Annotated in this window: 19 protein-coding genes; 9 read left to right on the top strand and 10 right to left on the bottom strand. The window is 37.7% G+C overall.

Annotation, left to right across the window (positions count from 1 at the left end; all coding sequences use genetic code 11):
• Position 1: 1 nt before the first annotated feature.
• Both MKY88_RS00820 and MKY88_RS00815 read right to left on the bottom strand, forming a co-directional pair.
• Complete coding sequence (locus MKY88_RS00820) at positions 2–424, bottom strand: Na(+)/H(+) antiporter subunit B (protein WP_036122157.1); 423 nt, start codon at positions 422–424, stop codon at positions 2–4.
• Complete coding sequence (locus MKY88_RS00815; protein ID WP_328204605.1) at positions 414–2825, bottom strand: Na+/H+ antiporter subunit A; 2412 nt, start codon at positions 2823–2825, stop codon at positions 414–416. The genes MKY88_RS00820 and MKY88_RS00815 overlap by 11 nt, the downstream gene beginning before the upstream one ends.
• Positions 2826–3390: 565 nt before the next feature.
• Between MKY88_RS00815 and MKY88_RS00810 the strand changes: the two genes are divergently transcribed.
• Positions 3391–4077 (top strand): universal stress protein, encoded by a 687-nt coding sequence (locus MKY88_RS00810; RefSeq protein ID WP_012292434.1) that lies wholly within the window; start codon positions 3391–3393, stop codon positions 4075–4077.
• A gap of 78 nt (positions 4078–4155) precedes the next feature.
• On the opposite strand, the gene MKY88_RS00805 is transcribed toward MKY88_RS00810, so the two are convergent.
• Together MKY88_RS00805 and MKY88_RS00800 are read right to left on the bottom strand one after the other, a co-directional pair.
• A protein-coding gene (locus tag MKY88_RS00805; RefSeq protein WP_340812835.1) for an IS3 family transposase occupies positions 4156–5513 on the bottom strand; the annotation gives its coding sequence in 2 pieces (ribosomal slippage) (positions 4156–5060 and positions 5060–5513; 1359 coding nt in all).
• Between the two features lie 201 nt (positions 5514–5714).
• On the bottom strand, positions 5715–6920 hold the full coding sequence (locus MKY88_RS00800; RefSeq protein ID WP_193833570.1) for an MFS transporter: 1206 nt from the start codon (positions 6918–6920) through the stop codon (positions 5715–5717).
• 105 nt (positions 6921–7025) lie between these two features.
• Between MKY88_RS00800 and MKY88_RS00795 the strand changes: the two genes are divergently transcribed.
• Entirely contained in the window at positions 7026–7745 is a 720-nt protein-coding gene (locus MKY88_RS00795; protein ID WP_193833569.1) for a DUF421 domain-containing protein, read from the top strand.
• 19 nt (positions 7746–7764) lie between these two features.
• Here MKY88_RS00795 and MKY88_RS00790 read toward each other — a convergent pair whose 3' ends face one another.
• Positions 7765–8469 carry a CBS domain-containing protein gene (locus tag MKY88_RS00790; RefSeq protein ID WP_340812834.1) on the bottom strand — a complete coding sequence of 235 codons (705 nt, stop codon included), beginning with the start codon at positions 8467–8469 and terminating at the stop codon, positions 7765–7767.
• Positions 8470–8662: 193 nt separating this feature from the next.
• On the opposite strand from MKY88_RS00790, the gene MKY88_RS00785 reads away from it, so the two are divergent.
• A complete protein-coding gene (locus tag MKY88_RS00785; RefSeq protein WP_232540780.1) occupies positions 8663–9430 on the top strand; it encodes a MerR family transcriptional regulator in 768 nt (255 codons plus the stop codon).
• Positions 9427–10080, top strand: a complete 654-nt coding sequence (locus MKY88_RS00780; protein WP_193833566.1) for a GAP family protein — start codon at positions 9427–9429, stop codon at positions 10078–10080. The genes MKY88_RS00785 and MKY88_RS00780 overlap by 4 nt, the downstream gene beginning before the upstream one ends.
• Before the next feature lie 51 nt (positions 10081–10131).
• Here the strand turns inward: MKY88_RS00780 and MKY88_RS00775 are convergent, their stop codons facing one another.
• The 5 genes from MKY88_RS00775 to MKY88_RS00755 all read right to left on the bottom strand — a co-directional run bounded on the left by MKY88_RS00775 (position 10132) and on the right by MKY88_RS00755 (position 13619).
• The gene (locus MKY88_RS00775; RefSeq protein ID WP_193833565.1) at positions 10132–10914 is read right to left on the bottom strand and encodes an ABC transporter permease; all 783 of its coding nucleotides are present in this window, start codon (positions 10912–10914) and stop codon (positions 10132–10134) included.
• Positions 10911–11795 (bottom strand): ABC transporter ATP-binding protein, encoded by an 885-nt coding sequence (locus MKY88_RS00770; protein ID WP_258270193.1) that lies wholly within the window; start codon positions 11793–11795, stop codon positions 10911–10913. Before MKY88_RS00770 ends, MKY88_RS00775 begins: the two co-directional genes overlap by 4 nt.
• Positions 11792–11995, bottom strand: a complete 204-nt coding sequence (locus tag MKY88_RS00765; RefSeq protein ID WP_081937092.1) for a PLDc N-terminal domain-containing protein — start codon at positions 11993–11995, stop codon at positions 11792–11794. The genes MKY88_RS00770 and MKY88_RS00765 overlap by 4 nt, the downstream gene beginning before the upstream one ends.
• A 224-nt stretch (positions 11996–12219) precedes the next feature.
• Positions 12220–12651, bottom strand: coding sequence for a protein-tyrosine phosphatase family protein (locus MKY88_RS00760; RefSeq protein WP_193833563.1), 432 nt, complete (start codon positions 12649–12651; stop codon positions 12220–12222).
• A gap of 20 nt (positions 12652–12671) precedes the next feature.
• Positions 12672–13619 carry a carbohydrate kinase family protein gene (locus MKY88_RS00755; protein WP_012292424.1) on the bottom strand — a complete coding sequence of 316 codons (948 nt, stop codon included), beginning with the start codon at positions 13617–13619 and terminating at the stop codon, positions 12672–12674.
• Positions 13620–13764: 145 nt separating this feature from the next.
• On the opposite strand from MKY88_RS00755, the gene MKY88_RS00750 reads away from it, so the two are divergent.
• From MKY88_RS00750 to MKY88_RS00730, 5 genes are all read left to right on the top strand, one after another.
• Positions 13765–14328: a GNAT family N-acetyltransferase gene (locus MKY88_RS00750; protein WP_328204610.1), complete on the top strand. Its 564-nt coding sequence runs from the start codon at positions 13765–13767 to the stop codon at positions 14326–14328.
• Positions 14329–14346: 18 nt separating this feature from the next.
• Positions 14347–15255: an EamA family transporter gene (locus tag MKY88_RS00745; protein WP_328204611.1), complete on the top strand. Its 909-nt coding sequence runs from the start codon at positions 14347–14349 to the stop codon at positions 15253–15255.
• Between the two features lie 205 nt (positions 15256–15460).
• Positions 15461–16567, top strand: a complete 1107-nt coding sequence (locus tag MKY88_RS00740) for an extracellular solute-binding protein (RefSeq protein ID WP_340812833.1) — start codon at positions 15461–15463, stop codon at positions 16565–16567.
• A gap of 95 nt (positions 16568–16662) precedes the next feature.
• Entirely contained in the window at positions 16663–17733 is a 1071-nt protein-coding gene (locus MKY88_RS00735) for an ABC transporter ATP-binding protein (RefSeq protein WP_328204612.1), read from the top strand.
• Positions 17734–17745: 12 nt separating this feature from the next.
• Entirely contained in the window at positions 17746–19467 is a 1722-nt protein-coding gene (locus MKY88_RS00730; protein ID WP_291753665.1) for an ABC transporter permease, read from the top strand.
• Positions 19468–19486 lie beyond the last annotated feature (19 nt).

The raw sequence follows: 19486 nt of genomic DNA, 5'->3' as shown, positions 1-19486 counted from the left end.
GCTACTCATCCTCACTTATGCTTAAAATAATTGTCACGACAACACCCACCACCGTCAAAGCTACTCCTGCTTCAAAAATGGTTACGGTTGAAAAACCCATTTTCCCGAAAATCGGGACATTTATATACGTATAAGCCTGCGTTAGAAATGGTACATCAAAAAACAAAGAACCAATTGCCGTACCTGTTGCAAGCAAAACACCAAGAGCCGCAACCTTTTTAAAGTCAAACGGCATTCCCTTATGCACAGTCTCTATATCGTAAGCAAGATACAATAAAACAATGCCAGAAGCTAACACGAGGCCGCCAATAAAGCCACCACCCGGAGCATGGTGTCCCGCAAAGAACAAATACACTCCAAGTGTTAAAATAATGAAGACGACTGCCTTAGTGACTGTCCGTAATATCACATCATTAATTTTCATGATCTGCTTCCTCCTTCCGAGGCTTAAGCTTTGTTAGTGTATAAACCCCTAAGCCAGCAATCAGAAGCACAACTACCTCAAGCATTGTATCAAAGGCACGAAAATCCCCTAGAATTGTATTAACAATGTTGGAACCACCTGCTAGCTCATAGGCATCGTTAAAATAAGTCGATACTGGCTCAAATTGCTCGTAGTGCACTACAGCTAGACCAACCATTGTCACTGTTGCCCCGACAAAAATAGAGATCATGGCTTTCGACCATTGCACCCTTTTGCGAGGTGCCTCAGGCATTAAATCTGGTAAATACTTAAAGCATAAAAGGAATAATGCAGTTGTTACTGATTCTACAACTAATTGTGTTAACGCTAAATCTGGTGCGCGGAAAATGACAAAGAAGAAGGCAATTGAATAGCCTAATACGCCATTTAATAGCATGGCTGTAACGCGGCCCTTTGCAAAAATCATCCAAACTGCAGCGAATACCATAACAAATACAAGAATTAATTCGTATGACTCAATCGTAGAGTCCATATCAAAATTAAAGATCATTGCGTCTGAATAAATAAAATAACCAGCGATAAGTGCCACAAAAAATACATATATATAGACAAAATAATGGGTTAAATTACCTGTCATATATTTGCGAGTAAGCTTCTCTGAACCACTTTCACTTATTTCTATCAATCGATTGTAGTAAGTATTAAACGTATATTTTTGTGAAAAAATGCGATACATCGGCTTCCAGCTTTTCAATGTTTTGAATAAGATGATCCCGAGCACAATGACACCTAACGTCATTAACAATTCCGCATTTATTCCATGCCAAGCAGAAATATGTGGTGTTAATTCATTGGCTAATGGGAATGTAGGATAAATACTTGCCATGGCTGGTTCTAAAATATAATGGCCTAACACGTTCGGGAAGAAAAAGATACCGACTACTAACAGGCATAAAATAATGGGTGATATTAGCATACCCAATGGAGCTTCATGTGGTTTTCTATCTATCTTCTCAGGCTGTAGTTTACCCAAAAATGTTCGACTAATTAAAATTAAGCTGTAGACAAAGGTAAAGATACTGGCTACCCACGCTACTAAAGGGAAAAATAACCCTAAATCAGCAATGGAAAAGGCCTCTACATCCCGTATAGCCAAGACCGCTGCAAAAAACATTTCTTTACTCAAGAAACCATTAAATGGTGGTAATCCTGCCATAGAAAAACTGCCAATGACTGCGATAGTAAATGTAATAGGCATTAAGGACATTAAACCACCTAAACGACGAATATCCCGAGTTCCCACTTCATGGTCGACAATTCCAACCATCATGAATAAGGCTCCTTTAAATGTGGAGTGGTTGATGAGATGAAACAGAGCCGCAAAACTTGCTTGTGTATATATAATAGAGTCTTTCGTGTAGCCATAGTAATGGCCAACAGACCCTAGACCTAATAGGCTCATAATTAAGCCTAGCTGACTTATCGTTGAAAAGGCTAAGAGCGCCTTTAAATCTGTTTGTCGAACCGCATTAAATGACCCCCAGAAGAGTGTAACCAGACCAATAACACTTACAAGCCAAAACCAAATCGCTTCTCCGCCAAAGACTGGTGAAAAACGGGCAACTAAATAAATTCCTGCCTTTACCATTGTGGCTGAGTGTAAGTATGCACTAACCGGTGTTGGTGCTTCCATGGCGTCCGGTAGCCAAATATGAAATGGAAATTGTGCAGATTTTGTAAATGCCCCTAGTAAAATTAAGATTAATGCTGGAGTAAATAGGGCATGATCACGGATAACCTCTACATGAGCTACAATTTCACGAATACTGAATGTATCAGCAGCTACATAGAGCATCAGGAAACCTGCAAGCATAGAGAGACCACCAAATACTGTGATCATCATTGCTTTTTTAGCACCTGCACGTGAGGCCTTTCTATGATGCCAAAATGCAATTAATAGGAATGATGACACACTTGTTAATTCCCAAAATGTGTATAATACCATTAGGTTATCTGAAAAAACAACGCCAAGCATAGCGCCCATGAATAGTAATAAATAGCAGTAAAAATGGTGAAGTGATTCTTTCGTTGACAAATAGAAAATAGAATATAAAATGACTAAACTACCTACACCTGTAATCAGCAAGCCAAAAATCATACTGAGCCCATCTAGGTAAGTTGTAATATTTATATTAAAAGAGGGAATCCACTCATATGTATGGATAAATGTTTTACCTCCGGCAATTTGAGGAATATAGCGCGCAAGTAAAAGAAACAAGATGAATGGAACAGAAAAAACAAACCAGCCAAGATGTGTTATACGCCTTAGTCGCCTATACAGCAATGGGATAAGTGCAGCACAGACAAATGGCAAAAGTATCGCGATAAGAACTGTAACCAAATGAAAACCTCCTACTATCAAAATCATCAAGCAAATTTTTGTGGTGATTGGAATGGTAAGTGCTAAAACTATAGCAATTTGTTTAAGCTAAGTAACATATCAGATATATTCTTGAAATTTTGCAAATGGAAAGTGATGGGGTGTTAAAGTGTCTTGTCATTCATAGAAAATGGTATGTTTAGTTATTTAGTCACCTCTAACCCGATGCAAGCCTAAATAACTTGTGGAAAATCAGATAATTTATACAGTTACAACTCAATTATATCAGCATTATAAAGACACTTGACTATCTATTTAACACACTGCATAATAGTGTGGCATATGAAATCAATTTAGCTTAGATGCACGCAATGCATAAATTAAATAACTTTAAATTATTGATATAAGCTTATTCCTTCAAGGGTTTTCCAATATATTTCCGTTAACTTTTATACATTTTTAAGTATACAATATAAATGAGCATAATGCACTGTAACAGCATCAATTTTAGCTGTTTTAGGATAATTTTTTCGAAATCAACAGTGAAATTAACAAAATACCAACAGATAAGAGGTGTACATTTTTTATGAGGCATGTAAAAGGGCGTTTAGACGAAAGTATATTAGTTTGTGTTTACTATGGCTTAAATGGTGAACGTTTGATACGTAGAGGGCACAAAATGGCGACAATGCTAGATTGCCCACTCTATATTCTTTCAGTTGATTCGCAACCCCTTGATGCATTTGACGCTGAGAAATCTAGTTATATTGAGCAATGGGAAAAGTTATCAGACGAACTTGAGGTCGAAAAATTCATTTTGCAAGATAATGAAAAACGCCCCATTCAGAAAGTCATTGCAGAAGTCGCGAAAAACTATGGCATTTCACAAATTATTGTAGGACAAAGCGCACAAAGTCGTTGGGAAGAAATCACTAAAGGATCATTCCTTAATGTGCTGTTAAAAGAAGTTCCATTTGTAGATTTTCATATTGTAGCTGTTCAACGTCCTACTGATGATGATGCTAACGAGACATACGAAAAAGGTGTTCGTGCTTACTTAATTAAAGAACAGGAGAACTTTAAAGTAGCATTTACATGTCCGAAATATGTATCCATCGAAGGTATCTTCTTCAAGGAAATCGGCACGGATTTTGACAATGGTGTCTTTAAATTTACTTACAATGATAAAATGCATGAGGTTCATATTTCAGAGGGCTATGTGATCGATCAAGAGAAGCTTCCTGCAGAATTTTTATCCCCTTTAAGACAATAAAAAAACGCGCCCTCTTTTTTAAAGGAGGGTTCAAACTGTTGATAAATGATCTGACCCAAAAAAGTTAGACATATTTAGTTAAGCAACTGCTAAGACCTGAGTTCGGTACTCCACCGGGCTTAGGTCTTTTAATTTTTCTTTCATTCGTTTGTGATTGTAGTAGTGAATATAGTCGTTGAGTTCCTGTTCAAAATGTGCCATGGATTCAAATTCTTGTAGATACAGGAGTTCAGATTTTAATAAGCCAAAGAAATTTTCGATGACTGAGTTGTCCAAACAATTACCCTTACGGGACATACTCTGCGTAATACCATGTTGCTTTAATGTTTGTTGATACTTTTTCATTTGATAATGCCAACCTTGATCTGAATGAAGAATAACTTGATCACTTGATTCGAGGCGCTCCAATGCTTGTTCTAACATATTATGGACTAGTTTATACACTGGACGCTTCATAACCGTGTATGCAATGATTTCGCCATTACATAGATCAAGGACGGGTGATAAATAGCGTTTCTCACCAAATAGATGGAACTCTGTCACGTCTGTTACCCATTTCTCGTTCATTTTTTCCGCTGTAAAATCGCGTTGTAATATGTTTGGGGCAATTTTTCCGACGTTACCTTTATACGAACGATATTTCTTCATGCGGACTTCACACTTTATGCCAATGGCATTCATCAAGCAGTTAATCGTTTTCGGATCATGGTGAATACCAAATTTTTTTAGTTCTTTGGTGATCCGACGATAACCATAACGTCCCTTATGTTCATGATAAATGGACTGAATTGCGACTTTCACATCAGCGTATTTATCATGACGATTCAAACGCTTTTCCCAGTAATAATACGTACTACGTGGAATATCAGCGACTTTGATTAATTCCACTACTTCATAGATTTCCTTTAGTTCATAAATTACTTGCGCTTTGATTTGATTGGTAATTTTTCTTGCATTTGAACTAAAGTATTCAACTTTTTTAAGTACGCATTCTCCATTTCTAATTGTTTGATTCGTGCTTCTAACGCCTCAACAGATCCTTCAGCTGGTGTTGATTTCGTTGTTCTTTTTGTCTCTTTTTTCATAGATGGATGCCCCTTTTTCTTAGAAACAAGGGCATCATAACCACCAACTTCAAACTTCAACTTCCAATTCCGAATCATGCCAGGAGATGAAATATTGAATAGTGCAGCTGTGTCTCTCGAAGATGTACCTGTCTCGTTCATATAATTAAGTACATTCATTTTATAGTCAGCTGAATATTTTGTATAGGACTTTAAGAAAGTCTCTACGCCATTTTTTTGATAACGGCGAACCCATTCACTGACAATCTGAGCTGTCACACCTATATCTTTCGCAATTTCGATCATAGGTTCATTTCCATTTAAATATCGTTGAACTGCTTGAATACGTTGTTCAACACTTACTTTTGCCATAAAAAAAACCCCCGTAAAAGTTAGATTGATGTCCAACTTTTACGGGGCAGTTCAATCTCTCGATGGCTTTTATCATTTCAATTTAACTCTCTGGACTGAGATTAACCACACTCCGACAGCAGTTGAAGCTTTATTTCATTGTAAAAAACTGTAGGCAAACTCAATTTTCTTGAGTTCGCCTACAGTCTGGATATGTTTTTACTAAGCTGCTGAAGATGCTGGTTTATCCTTCGGTAGGAAAAAAGCTATTAGTAATAATAACGGCAATAATGAAACAACCATCATTGTAAAATCAATACCTTTGTGGTCCATTAAAACACCAATAACCATTGCTCCAATAGCCCCCATACCAAAAGCAAAGCCAGTTGTTAAGCCGGCCATTGTGCCAATTTTAGAAGGAACTAGCTCTTGCGCGTATACCACTGTTACAGAGAAGCTAATCATGATCAATGTACCAATAATCACTAAAAATATCATAGCAGCCCATAGCGGTACATAAGGCAATGCTAGGCAAAACGGCATTGGTACTACAACGGAAAGAATAATGACATTTTTTCTTCCAATTCGGTCCGACAGAGAGCCTCCAAAAAATGTCCCCACTACCCCAAATGCCATGAATAGAAAAATAAGGATTTGTCCTAGCCGAAGATTCACATCATAATGATCCATTAAATAAAATACATAAAAGCTAGTTATATTTGTTGTATAAAATGATCGTGCAAAAATAATCGTAAATAGTAAGGTTAAAGCTACCCCTACCTGCTTTTTTGTTAATGGTGGTAATGTCGAAATCAACACACGTTTTTTCTTCGCTGTGCGCTCCTGCTCTAATTGATTTTTATACCATTTTGCAATCTTAGTTAATAGAATAATACCGAATGTTGCCGCTACTAATACAATCGCTGCACCACGCTGGCCGAAAATATCAAAAATATAGGCACTAATTAATGGGGCAAGAGCTTGTCCTGAGTTTCCCCCAACTTGATAAATCGATTGAGCAAGCCCTCTTTTAGAACCTGCTGCCATAAAGGATACTCTAGAACCCTCAGGGTGAAATATTGCTGAACCGAAGCCTAAAAATAATACAGCAATAAGAATAATCCAATATTGAGTAGTAAAAGCAATAATTGTAATAGCAATAAAAGAACTTATCATACCTATTGGTAATGCATAGGGCATTGGCTTTTTATCGCTAACAAAACCAACAATAGGCTGTAATGCAGACGCAAAAATATTTAAGACAAATGATATGAGGCCAATTTGTGTGAAGGTCAGTCCTAACTCACTTTTAAAGATTGGAAACATAGCTGGAATAACAGCTTGCATCGTATCATTGATCAGGTGAGCAACACCTATTAAAATCATGATGGGATAGATTGGATTTGCGATGTTTATTTGATTATTCATGCTGCCACCTCGCACTTTTAGTTTTTGTTATTGACGATTGTCGCATACTATCAACCATTTTGCACAAGCTATGTTTCGACAACTGTAAAAGGAGTTGATGTATGTATGGAAAGCTTTATTCATGCTCATTTTTGGGAAATGATTCTTCGAACAACACTTTCATTCTTCATATTACTTATTTTGGCGCGTATTCTTGGAAAGAAACAACTGGGCCAACTTACATTTTTCCATTATATTACTGGTATTACATTTGGATCGATTGCCTCAGAGATCGCCTCACAGGAGGAAACGCCCTTTTTAGATGGATTAATATCTCTTATCTGGTGGAGTGCCTTAACCTACTTAATGACGATTATTACGATTAAATCAAAAAAAGCTCGCGTACTTATTGATGACAAGCCTACGATTGTCGTACAAAATGGTCTTATTTTAGAATCTGCCTTAAGAAAAAATCGTTTGCATATGGACGAGCTGACAATGATGCTACGTGAGCAAGCCATCTTTTCTGTACAAGATATACAATATGCGTTACTGGAAACAAACGGAAAACTAAGTGTCCTGCAAAAAACCTCCGAACAAGTTGCCACGAAGCAGGATGTTAAAGCTGATGTTTCCCCACCTACTTATTTGCCTACAGAGGTTGTTTCAGATGGGCAACTCATCAAGGAAAACATTGTTGAGCTCGAATTAACAGAGGACTGGGTAATGAAGAAGCTGAAAAAACAAAATGTGCATTCCGTTGAAGATGTCTTTTTTGCACAGGTTCAAACAAATGGGTCCTTATACATTAGCCTAAAAGATAAAGCGAGACATTCAAGCCCGTAAATGCTTGTCTCGTTTTTTTTTAATCAATTTTTACAATATCTAACGGTGTAATAATTCCTATTAATTTTTGGTGTGGTTTGCCATGCTCTGTTATTAGTAATGCCTCAAAACGCCTACCTCTTTCCACTCCCTGTTTAAAAATTTCTTCGGCTTCATATATCGTTATGTATCTGCTAACAAACTTGTAATTCACCCTATTTTTCTCATGCATTAAAATATCATGCAACGTAGGAATTCCTTTAGGTAAATGGTCGCCACCCATTTTAGAGGCAAGCCAATTGGTGATTCCTACAGTTGTAATTAGCCCTCTAAATTGTTTATTAAAATAGACGGGGAACTGCGTATATTTTCGCTGGTGAATAACCTTTAACACATGCTTGAGGGAATCATTCTCTTGAAAAACAAGTACTCTCTTTCGGAACATTTGACCGACAAGCATAGGCTTAGCGAGCGTAGCATCTATGTATTCAATTCTTTCGACTACATCGGTATGTGGTTCAGCAATTACATAGTTAATAGAAGTACGATGATGGACAATTGCATTTCGCAGATCGGCGTATGACCGTAAATCATCTTCGTATTTTTTCACCAATACCTCTTTTTTCTTCGCTTGATCAACGAGCCGATAAAAGGGCGTAAAATCCTTAGTGCCTACAATATCTCGTAATCTATGGTCTATTCGATTAAATGCTGTCAGGAAACGATCGGAATTTTCAGTCTCCACCTTTACGTACCCTCTTTCTCTAGTAACTTTATGTATTTTCCGAGTTATTTGACAAATTTCGAGTTACACCACCATTATATTCCTAAGTAATGGATATTCCAAGAATGTAATTTTTGCTGTCATTTATTTTTACATTCTCCCTTGAAAGTTACGCTACGTCATTTTGTATAATGGCACTAACATGGAAAGGGGTATGGTTATTTTGCTGACAATTCAAAGAATTTCCAAACAAACTGGCATTTCTGTTCGGACGTTACGTTATTATGAGGAAATCGGACTGTTGTTACCAGCCACTAAGACAGAGGGTGGACATAGGGTTTACAGTGAGAATGAATTAAAAATTCTTCAACAAATTGTTTTCTTAAAAACATTAGGGTTCAAATTAAAAGAAATACAAGCGCTTCTTAATAATACATGGGAGTGGGAGGCAAGCTTAGATCAACAACTTGCTTTTCTTGTAGAGGAGCAAAGGAAATTACAACAGATGGAGAGCGCTATACTAGGTTTAAAGAACGCCTCATCCATTGAGGGAGGCCTTACCGAATCTCTTTTACAAAAGTTCATTAAGCTTTCCAATCAGGAGCATGATAAGAAGCAAGCTATTCGACAGAAGATTTTTGTTGCATCCGAAATGGATCTAATGAGCAAACTCCCTAATGTCAATCGTAATGATCCAACTTCTTTAGAATGGATTGGATTATTAGGTCAGCTAGAGCGGCTGAGAAATAGCAGTCCTGGGGCAGATTCCGTGCAGTCCATTATAAAACGAATGATGGAGAAAGCAGAGGCAGAATACAAAGGAAACAATGAATTTATAGAAAAAATATGGGCAATTCGTAAATCTCCTCTAAAATCAGAACAAATTGGATTATATCCTTTAGAAGATGAATTCATGCGTTTTATCGAGCAAGCCTTCAAATTTTATGAAGAAAACAGTCAAACATTAGGTAATTCACAATGAGCACCGAATTATTACTACTGATTGGTGCTTTAGCTTTATTGGACATGTTTAGCCCATCTATCCTTGGTGTAACAGTCTATATATTACTCGTCGCAAAAAAACAACAAGTTCGTTTGTTATTAACTTATTTAATGACGGTTACCTTATTTTATTTTTGTACAGGGATTTTTCTAATGTTAGGCTTTGATATTATATTGAACCCTATTGAAAATTTGTTGAATAGTTACTCTGCTCGGCTACTGATGACCATTGTAGGTGGACTATTATTTGTAGGTAGTTGGCTAGTACCTAAGAAAAAAGCGAAAGGAGCTCCTAAACCGAAGTCCTTACGAATGGGTGCTATGGTAGCCTTAGGCCTCACTACCTCTATTCTTGAAGTGGCTACAGCTCTTCCTTATTTTGCAACAATAGGTATTCTAACAAGCAATCATCTGGCATTTTATGAATGGCTACCCATAATAACTGGTTATAATTTGGTGATGATTACCCCAGCCATAATCCTACTAGTCCTCCATCTAATATTCCGTCGGTTGATGAATGAACCATTTAGAAAAATCCATACATTCTTTAATCAAAGTACTAGCTCGGCCCTATCATGGATCATGTTCTTTGTTGGGCTCATCCTGCTTATCAATGGTGGAATGCTTTAAAACAAAAGGACGGTAAAATCTATACGAATTAGATTTTCCGTCCTATATTTTTTAAATTTTGGTCATAGCCGCATTTCTTTTCATCATTATGATTCCAATACAAATACAAAGAAATATCAGCGCTATTGTCATGATTAAACTCCACCAGTAATCAGACATCTCCATTGTTCCACGAACTAGTAAAGGTCCATAGCTTGCTAGCTTCCAAGGGGATATAGTCCAGAATAGACCTACTACCATATCGACTATTTGCCCGACAAAGATAACCGTAAAGGCACATGTAGTAGCTATAATCGTTTTAAAACCAGCACTCATCATTAATGTGACAGCAATTACAAATATTAGCCAAACATAATACGTACAAAAGCTCGCAAGCAGTGGTCCAATTTCTAAAGTTCCGTATAGAATACTAGTGTAATACACACTGGCTGCAAAGCCTGCTAAAATACTCACAAAACAAACTGCACTCATAACAATAAATTTACTCATAAAATAGGCTCCAAAAGATATAGGTCTTACATATAATAAAGTAGCCATACCACTTGCACGTTCTTTACTTATAATCCCCACAAAAGAAGCCATTATCACCAATAACCCTATCGTTTGAAACTGCCCTATAGAGGCCTGTAATAGGTCAACGGGCTTTAATTCGGGCATCAACATTTCAAAACCTTCTGGCACATTTCCAACAGCATTTAAAATATCCATAATATAATAATTTATCAGGGGATCATTCATTCCCAGCAAGGCAAACACAAGAGGTATCCACAAAAATTTCCAGCTTCGCCATGCCTCTCTAAATTCTTTTTGTAGAAGTACGTTGAATCCTCTCATGCTTTTTTCGCCACCTTCATGAAAATTTCTTCCAACGATGCTGTTTGTCGTTCTACTTTTCTTATGGTATAAGGACAATTACTTAAACGATGAAGTAGCTCCTTCATCGTAGGCTCCTCATTTAATATCTCGATATATACATAACAACCTATTACATGATCAGTCGAGCTTGCAAAAAGCTTTGCCTCTTCCTCACTGGAAAACTCGACTATATAATTTTGCTCATCAAAACGTTGTCGTACCTCTCGTAATGTTCCTTGCTCTACTAGTTTTCCATTTTGTAAGAATAATAATTGATCCGTCATTTCTTCCGCATCGTTTAAAATATGGGTTGAATATAAAATAGTTGTCTCTTGTTGTAAACCTTTTAATAAATCAAGAACTTCCCTACGACCAACAGGGTCTAATGCTGAAACAGGTTCGTCTAATAACAGCAATTTGGGCTTATGCACAATTGCCTGGGAAATACCAAGGCGCTGCCTCATCCCACCAGAAAAAGTATCTATTTTTTTATGTTGGACATTTCCTAACCCCACAAACTCTAATGTTTTTTGGGCTTCTAATTTAGCATTTTTTGCTGATACACCATTTAGCCGCGCAGCCATCTCCGTAAATTCTAACGCGCTTAGCCAAGGATGGAACTGTGGATATTGGGGTAAAAACCCTATATTTTCACGTAAATCCCCATTTAGCATTTCTACACTTCCGGCAGTCGGCGTTAAGAGCCCTGTTAACATGGACAATGTTGTTGTCTTACCCGCGCCATTTGGCCCTATTAACGCCGTTGAAGTCTTTTCCTCTAGAATAAATTGAACATTATCTACAACATTGTGCTCTGCAAATCGTTTGGTCAAACCAGTTACTTGAAGTAATGTTGTCATGACTGCTTTCTCCCAACTATAAAGTACGCAATTGACCCTATTATATTTGTAAATAAAATAATAAATACCCATAAAATTTTAGGCCCATTTGTTGCATGTGTTTTACGCAAATCAATAAGTGCTACGATCATTAATATTAATTGAACGACGATGAGCGGTGCTATCACTGCCCATGGAACTTTTGCTAATTCCTCCATCATACAGATCACCCCATTAGTTGTTATATACTAACTATAACAATTTTGTTCTAACATGTATAGAACAAAATTGATGTTTTTTTCAAATCCACAAATAGCTCTTCCAAATATTCTGCACCATTTTCATAGGATATGGTGTCATGTTTAAGGTAGTCGCCTATTTTCTATACGCCCTGCCTCTTTTATAAAAACAAAAAAGATGTACCTTAATCAGTACATCTTTTCCTTTATTTATAAAGTTGTTGTAGAGCTTCTTCCATTTTAGGACGAATCGTAACTTGTGGACGAGCCTTTTTGACTGCTTCCTCCGCTTCCTTTAGAGAATTAGCCAGCCCTAGCTCTATTAACACAGCAGTAGCTGCTACACCAGCACGACCACCGCCACTCCCACAGTGAACATACACCTTCTGTCCCGCCTCATAGGACGAAGCAATTTCCTTAGCTACATGCTGAATAGATGATGCTACCGCATTATCCTCATCTGCAATTGGTATATGCTTATACGAGTAAGAAACGGCCTCTTGCTCTTCTGAAGTAAGTCCCTGCATACGAACATCTATTACAATATCTACAGCTTCTTGCTCAAAAGCCGCCTCCGCATCTTTTGCACCGCCAAAGAATATTTGATCCTTTACTAAAACATCATAGTTTTTTTCCATATTGGTCACACTCCATAGGATTATTTCAGTAAATGCTTAATATCCTCGTAATAGGGTAAAGCCGTTAAAGCTCCTGCTTTTGTTGCTGCAAATGCTCCTAATTTATTGCCGAAGCTTGTACAGCGAACAAGCTCTTCTTTTGTTGTAGGTAAGCCATTGTAATGAACATCACGTAATACCCCCGCCATAAATGCATCCCCTGCACCAGTTGTATCTACAGGTATCACCTTTTCAGTTGGTACATGGATAACCTCCCCATTCAACACAGCATAAGTGCCATTTTCTCCTACTGTTACTAAAATAATAGGCACTAAATAGCTACTTAGTTGTTCAATTCCTTCTTCTAAACTAGTCGTTTCCGTCAGGAAGAATAACTCATCATCTGTTACCTTTAAAATATCTACATCCTCAAAAAAGGACGTAATCGTTTCTCGACAAATTTCTTCACTACTCCAGCGTAATGGACGAATATTTGCATCCATCGCAATGATCGCACCCTTGTCCTTCGCCATTTCTACGGCAGCTCGAGTTGTAGCTAGAGCCGTCGGATGGAACATGGTCCCTGAGCATACTGTTAAAGCAGAAGCATGTTTAAATGCTGCTTCATTTAACTGTAGTGGCTCCACTTGTAAATCAGGTGTTTCATCCACATAATCTTTAAAAATTCGTTCACAGGCTTCTGTCAGATGCACATAAACACCACTTACTCGTTTAGCTGGGTCAAATATGGCATAGTCAAGCTTGACACCTTCCTCTACAAGCCCATCACGCACAAACTGAGAACCCTCATCATCCCCTGTAATTGTAATTAGGGCAGATGGTGCCCCAATTCGGCTAATACCTGCTGCAACATTTACTGTTGCACCACCCATATATTTTGTAAATGATGTGTTTGTTACATCATCAGCAATATAGTCAATAAATGCATCTCCATAGACTAAAATAAAATCCTTATCTTGCTTCGTCATGATTGTCCTCCTGAAAGTCTAGTCATTATAGATTAACACGAAAATTGTCATTCTATAAAGGTTTAACTTTTGAGAGTATGCCTGAAAATTTGTGTCATCCACTAACTTTGTTATACTTGCCTATAGAAAGGTAGGGATTTTCAAGATGAGTATTACAATTCGACAAGCGCAACCACAAGATGCCCATGCCGTTGTGCCTTTAATTATTGATGCGATTGGTGAGATTGCTAATCGTTTAACTGGCGAGCAATCGACCGAAGCTGTTCGTCAAGAACTGACAACCCTTTTTCAGCGTGATGACAATCGACATTCTTATTTAAATACTTATGTCGCTACGGAGGATGGGCAAATAGTAGGAATTCTCGTTTATTATTATGGCGCACATGCCATTGCTATGGATGCTAACCTTGTGAAATGGTTAGCGGCTAAAAATGCTCCATCAATCATCATCGATCAAGAAGCCCACGAAGATGAGGCTTATATCGATACAGTTTGTGTAACACCAGAAGCACGCGGTAAAGGAATTGGTACAGTACTTTTACAATATGCCGAAGAGCTGACAAAGCAGCATGGCTATACAAAGTTATCCTTAAATGTAGAAACTCAAAAAGAAGATGCTCGTCGACTTTATGAACGTTTAGGCTTTGTTATAACTGAGCCATGGTCCATTATCGATGAACCTTTTCATCATATGGTGAAACAGTTTTAGGAAGTGAAGATTGTATTCATGAAAACAAATTTAATTTATCCTCTTTTGATCGTCATTGCCTCTAGTAGCTACGGAATTTTGTCGACTATTGTAAAAGTAGCGATGCAGCATGGCTTTACATCTGCAGAGGCTGTATCGAGCCAATATATTATTGGCTTTATACTCGTTTTAGTTATTTTTATGTTGACAGACAGAAAATTACCTAAGCCATCCAAAAAGGGCATACTTATATTATTATGCGCTGGTATTTTTACCGGGACGACAGGTATAGTGTACGGAGAATCTCTCAAGTATTTACCCGCTTCTCTTGCGGTAGTGATGCTGTTTCAATTTACATGGATTGGTTTGTTAATTGATTGTGCTCTACATAAAAGATTACCAAGTCGACCTGAAGTATTTTCTATTATCATCTTATTTGTAGGAACGATTTTAGCTGCAGGCGTTTTAAATGTAGATTTAAGTGGAATCCCTCTCCAAGGATGGTTATTCGGCTTTGCTGCTGCCGTTACCTTTGCCTGCTTCATTCAATTTAACTCTCGACCAGTGGAGGGTGTTACAACCACTTCAAGGGTATTTATCGTTTCCTTTGTAGCCCTTATAATGATCAGTATTTTCTTAAGTCCTGAAGTGATTTGGAACGGTAAATTGTTTATGGAAGGCTTATGGCGGTATGGATTAGCCCTCGGTCTATTCGGTATCATTTTACCTATATACTTATTCTCCATTGCTATTCCGAAAATTGGTGGTGCACTCGCTTCCATCTTAAGCGCTATTGAATTACCTGTTGCAGTTACCGTTTCCGTTATTGTCCTACATGAACCTTTAACTGCATTGCAAATTATGGGCATTGGTCTAGTGATAGTCGGTATGTTATTGCCGACAATTATTTCGCAACGCCGACAAAATGATAGCCTATTGGATGCATAAACTTAAACAGATAGAAAACTCCTTGAAAATGGAAATATTCCTTTTTAAGGAGTTTTTTTGAACTTCAATGAAATGCCGTTGCTAATGGATTGGCACTTCGCTATGATGAAGGGAAATGTAATTTTTTAATAATTCTAACATGAATGTTACCCCTTCGTATTATACTGCAATATGTAAGTACCTTACTTTAAGAAAGGGGAAGTTGATGAAAAAAACACGTATTCTTAGTTTTTTCCTTGTGTTCATACTGTTTGTTTTAGCTGCATGTAGTGGAAACGATGACCAAAAAACTACTAATGATGCTGCCAATAACGATAAAACGACAGATGGCGACAAAACGGAAGTAGCGGCAACAACGCCATCCGGTAAGCTTGTTATTTACACAGGGCGTGACGAAGAAATGGTGCAAAGTGTAATCGACCAGTTTAATAAAAAGTATCCAGATATTGAAGTAGAGTTTTTAACAATGGGAGCTCAGCAAATTTTAGAACGTTTACGTGGCGAAAAGGCTAATCCTCAGGCAGACTTTTGGTGGGGCGGCACACAATCAGCGCTCATTGTTGGGGCAAATGAAGACTTATTACATGCCTGGCAGCCTAGCTTTATTGACTCTATTGATGCTACACATAAAGATGTAGATGGCCGCTGGTTTGGAGAGATGCTGCTACCAGAAGTCATTATGATCAATAGTGATTTATTAACAAAAGAAAATGGGCCACAGGACTGGGATGACCTTCTTGACCCTAAATGGAAGGATCAAATTTTAATTAGGGGTGTGCTGGCTTCAGGAACAATGCGCACCATATATTCCTCTATGATTGTACGACAAGATGCGAACTCTCCTGATAAAGGCTATGAATGGCTATTACAATTAGACGCTAATACGAAGGAATATACGCAAGATCCTAATGCTTTGTACTTAAAGCTAACACGACAAGAAGGCAGTGTCTCCTTATGGAATCTACAAGATATTTTATTAAAGAAATATACAACTGATTATCCCTTTGATTATATTTATCCAAAAAGCGGAGCACCTATTTTGGTAGATGGTGTTGCAGTTGTCAACAATGCGAAAAATCTAGAGAATGCCAAACTATTTGTCGAATTTTTATTCGAAAAAGAGATGGTGACACAGTTAGCAATTGATTATTATCAAATTCCTACACGATCTGATATCGATAAGGCCTCCATGCCAGAGTGGTATCAAGAATTAGATTTAAAAACATTCGATATAGACTGGCAGCAAATGTCTGACAAAGAGGCTGAATGGATGGAATACTGGGATAACAATATTAAAGGCCGCGGTAAATAGTATCCGGGTGAAAATCCAGCTTTTTTAGTGGATTTTCACCTTACTATCTTATCCCCTATATAGCTATGAATCCTTTGTTGGAGAGGAGTTTTTTGTTGAAAAGAGTCACAATCGAAAATGTCTCGAAGCAATTTGGTCAGTTGTCTGGTGTGAAAGATGTAGATCTCGAAATAAAGGCTGGTGAATTCTTCACTTTTCTTGGGCCTAGTGGCTGTGGCAAGACAACTACTTTGAGAATGATTGCCGGTTTTTATTACCCTACTAAAGGTAAGATTCTATTTGATGAACAAGATGTCACTCGGCTTCAGCCAAATAAACGCAATATCGGTATGGTATTTCAAAACTATGCCCTTTTTCCCCATATGACAGTAGATGAAAACATCGCATTTGGTTTACAGGTTCGTAAATTTTCTAAAACTGAGATTCAGCGCAAGGTTGATCGAATTAGAGGACAAGTACATCTGTCAAATTACGGAAACAGAAAAATAAATGAGCTTTCTGGTGGGCAACAGCAACGTGTGGCTTTGGCTCGAGCACTAGTAATTGAGCCAGATATTTTATTACTTGATGAACCATTATCCAATTTAGATGCAAAGTTACGTGAGGAAACACGTATTGAAATCAAACGGATTCAATCTGAGCTAGGTGTCACGACGATTTATGTTACCCATGATCAAATGGAGGCCATGGCGATGTCTGACCGAATCATGGTCATGGAAAACGGCTATATGAAGCAAATTGGGACTCCTCAGGAAATATATCACCGACCTGTAGATCGCTTTGTAGCTAACTTTATTGGCGAAACCAATTTAATTGAGGGCATATTAGAAGCAATTGAAGGCGAAGAAATACAAGTGAAAACAGCAAATGGGCATATTTTTACTGGGCGAAAGCAACAGAGCTCTCCAGCATTAACGCATATGATTGGAGACAAAGTATTTATTTCAATTCGTCCAGAATCTATTCATTTGGGGACTGGAGATAATACATTAACAGGAAAAATAACCTTTGTTGAATTCACAGGCATTAGCGTCAATTATATTGTAGATTGTAACGCCTTTTCACTTAAAGTAATGCTTATTAATTCTTATGACCAAATAAAAAAGATTGGCGAGGATATTACCATTCATATAACACATGACTCGCTGTATTTTTTAGGGGAATAGGAGGAAGCCAATATGGAAAAGCAAACTGTCAATGCTTCTCAAGAAAGTATATGGACACGAATTTTTCATTCCAATTGGTTCATCTATATTTTAATATCGCCATTATTTTTAGTGTTGTTCGCCTATGTCGTCTATCCCTTCTATCAAACATTTACTCAAAGCTTTGCTGGTGATGAGCCATTCCTTCACTATAAAAAATTTTTCAATCTAGCAAGCCCAGCAAATTTAGAGGCTTTGTGGACCAGTATTTATATTTCCATTATTAGCGTCCTTTGCTGCGCTATCGTTGGGGTAACTATGGCTTTTTTACTTGAACGCTATAATTTCCCTGGGAGACGAATACTTTCTATTTTAGTATTAGTCCCTATGGCACTTCCCCCCCTAGTCGGTGTGCTATCCTTTTCCTTTTTGTACGGAGATAGTGGCATTTTCCCTAGAATCTTTCAGCATTTATTTGGCTTAGATCATGTACCCTTTTCATTGAAAGGGATTTGGGGAGTCATCGTTGTTCATACTTTCACCATGTATACTTATTTTTATTTAACCGCGTCAGCTGCCATCAAGGGGCTAGATCCTGCTCTTGAAGAAGCTGCAACTAGTTTAGGTGCAGGGCGTATTCGCGTGTGGACAAAGGTTATTTTACCCATGCTGACCCCTTCCATTGTTGCTTCCTCCTTATTAGTGTTTATGATATCTATGGCCTCTTACACGGCACCCTTAATGTTTGGTGTAGAACGAACTATGACCATGCAAATCTACTTATCGCGTACTAATGGAAATCTTGAGATGGCCGCAACTCAGTCGATGATACTGTCCTTTGTCTCTATTACATTTTTAATGATGATGCGTTGGTATCAAAATCGCCGAAATTATCAAAATCTCAGTAAAGGGATAAGTGTCCATCGCTCGGAGGTATCCTCCAAGAAAATAAAAATAGCGGCAACTATTGCCTCCTTTATCGGCACGTTGATTTTAATTTTACCGATATTAGTGCTGATATTAATATCCTTTTCTGTTGATGGGGCATGGAAGACTCAAATACTCCCTACAAACTATACATTGGATCATTATATGGCTCTCTTTACTGATGAGCGTACATGGCGACCTATTTGGAATTCTATACAGATGGGTGTCGTCGCAACATTTGGCAATATTATCTTTGGTGTTGCCGCCGCTTATGCGATGGTCCGTTTAAATTTTAAAGGAAAAACATTACTCGATATTTTAATAATGGTACCTTGGGCTTTACCAGGGACAGTGGTAGCAGTCAATTTAATTGCCGCCTTTAGCACGGAAAACATCTTTGCCTTTAATCAAGTATTAATCGGGACATTTTGGATTTTACCATTAGCCTATTTTATCCGACATTTACCACTTGTTTTTCGGTCAACATCTGCTTCTCTTGTCCAACTAGATCCGTCAATTGAAGAAGCATCACGAGGATTAGGCGCCAATTGGTGGTATACATTTAGACGAATCGTCGTACCTTTAACATTCACCGGAATATTAGCGGGGACACTATTGGCCCTAGTACAAAGCTTTGGTGAATTTGTTGCATCCATTCTTATATACAGTACATCTACTATTCCATTGTCTGTTGCTATATTCCAAAAATTATATGCATTTAAATTTGGGACTGCGTGTGCCTATGGTGTCTTGCAAATTTGCTTAATTTTAGTTGTCCTTATTATTTCTGAAAAACTATCAAAAGGCAGTGCTGGTACAGCTATTTAACTGCTAATCTATTAGGAGG

The organism is Lysinibacillus sp. FSL R7-0073, assembly GCF_038009065.1.
Classification (GTDB): Bacteria; Bacillota; Bacilli; order Bacillales_A; family Planococcaceae; genus Lysinibacillus; species Lysinibacillus fusiformis.
Note: the sequence above shows the minus strand (reverse complement) of the source record. Positions and strands in the feature narration are given on the sequence as shown.

Coding starts and splice junctions, on each gene's coding strand:
- MKY88_RS00820 (WP_036122157.1), bottom strand. CDS start 424: ATGAAAATTAATGATGTGATATTACGGACAGTCACTAAGGCAGTCGTC.
- MKY88_RS00810 (WP_012292434.1), top strand. CDS start 3,391: ATGAGGCATGTAAAAGGGCGTTTAGACGAAAGTATATTAGTTTGTGTT.
- MKY88_RS00800 (WP_193833570.1), bottom strand. CDS start 6,920: ATGAATAATCAAATAAACATCGCAAATCCAATCTATCCCATCATGATT.
- MKY88_RS00795 (WP_193833569.1), top strand. CDS start 7,026: ATGGAAAGCTTTATTCATGCTCATTTTTGGGAAATGATTCTTCGAACA.
- MKY88_RS00785 (WP_232540780.1), top strand. CDS start 8,663: ATGGTTATTTTGCTGACAATTCAAAGAATTTCCAAACAAACTGGCATT.
- MKY88_RS00780 (WP_193833566.1), top strand. CDS start 9,427: ATGAGCACCGAATTATTACTACTGATTGGTGCTTTAGCTTTATTGGAC.
- MKY88_RS00775 (WP_193833565.1), bottom strand. CDS start 10,914: ATGAGAGGATTCAACGTACTTCTACAAAAAGAATTTAGAGAGGCATGG.
- MKY88_RS00770 (WP_258270193.1), bottom strand. CDS start 11,795: ATGACAACATTACTTCAAGTAACTGGTTTGACCAAACGATTTGCAGAG.
- MKY88_RS00765 (WP_081937092.1), bottom strand. CDS start 11,995: ATGATGGAGGAATTAGCAAAAGTTCCATGGGCAGTGATAGCACCGCTC.
- MKY88_RS00760 (WP_193833563.1), bottom strand. CDS start 12,651: ATGGAAAAAAACTATGATGTTTTAGTAAAGGATCAAATATTCTTTGGC.
- MKY88_RS00755 (WP_012292424.1), bottom strand. CDS start 13,619: ATGACGAAGCAAGATAAGGATTTTATTTTAGTCTATGGAGATGCATTT.
- MKY88_RS00750 (WP_328204610.1), top strand. CDS start 13,765: ATGAGTATTACAATTCGACAAGCGCAACCACAAGATGCCCATGCCGTT.
- MKY88_RS00745 (WP_328204611.1), top strand. CDS start 14,347: ATGAAAACAAATTTAATTTATCCTCTTTTGATCGTCATTGCCTCTAGT.
- MKY88_RS00740 (WP_340812833.1), top strand. CDS start 15,461: ATGAAAAAAACACGTATTCTTAGTTTTTTCCTTGTGTTCATACTGTTT.
- MKY88_RS00730 (WP_291753665.1), top strand. CDS start 17,746: ATGGAAAAGCAAACTGTCAATGCTTCTCAAGAAAGTATATGGACACGA.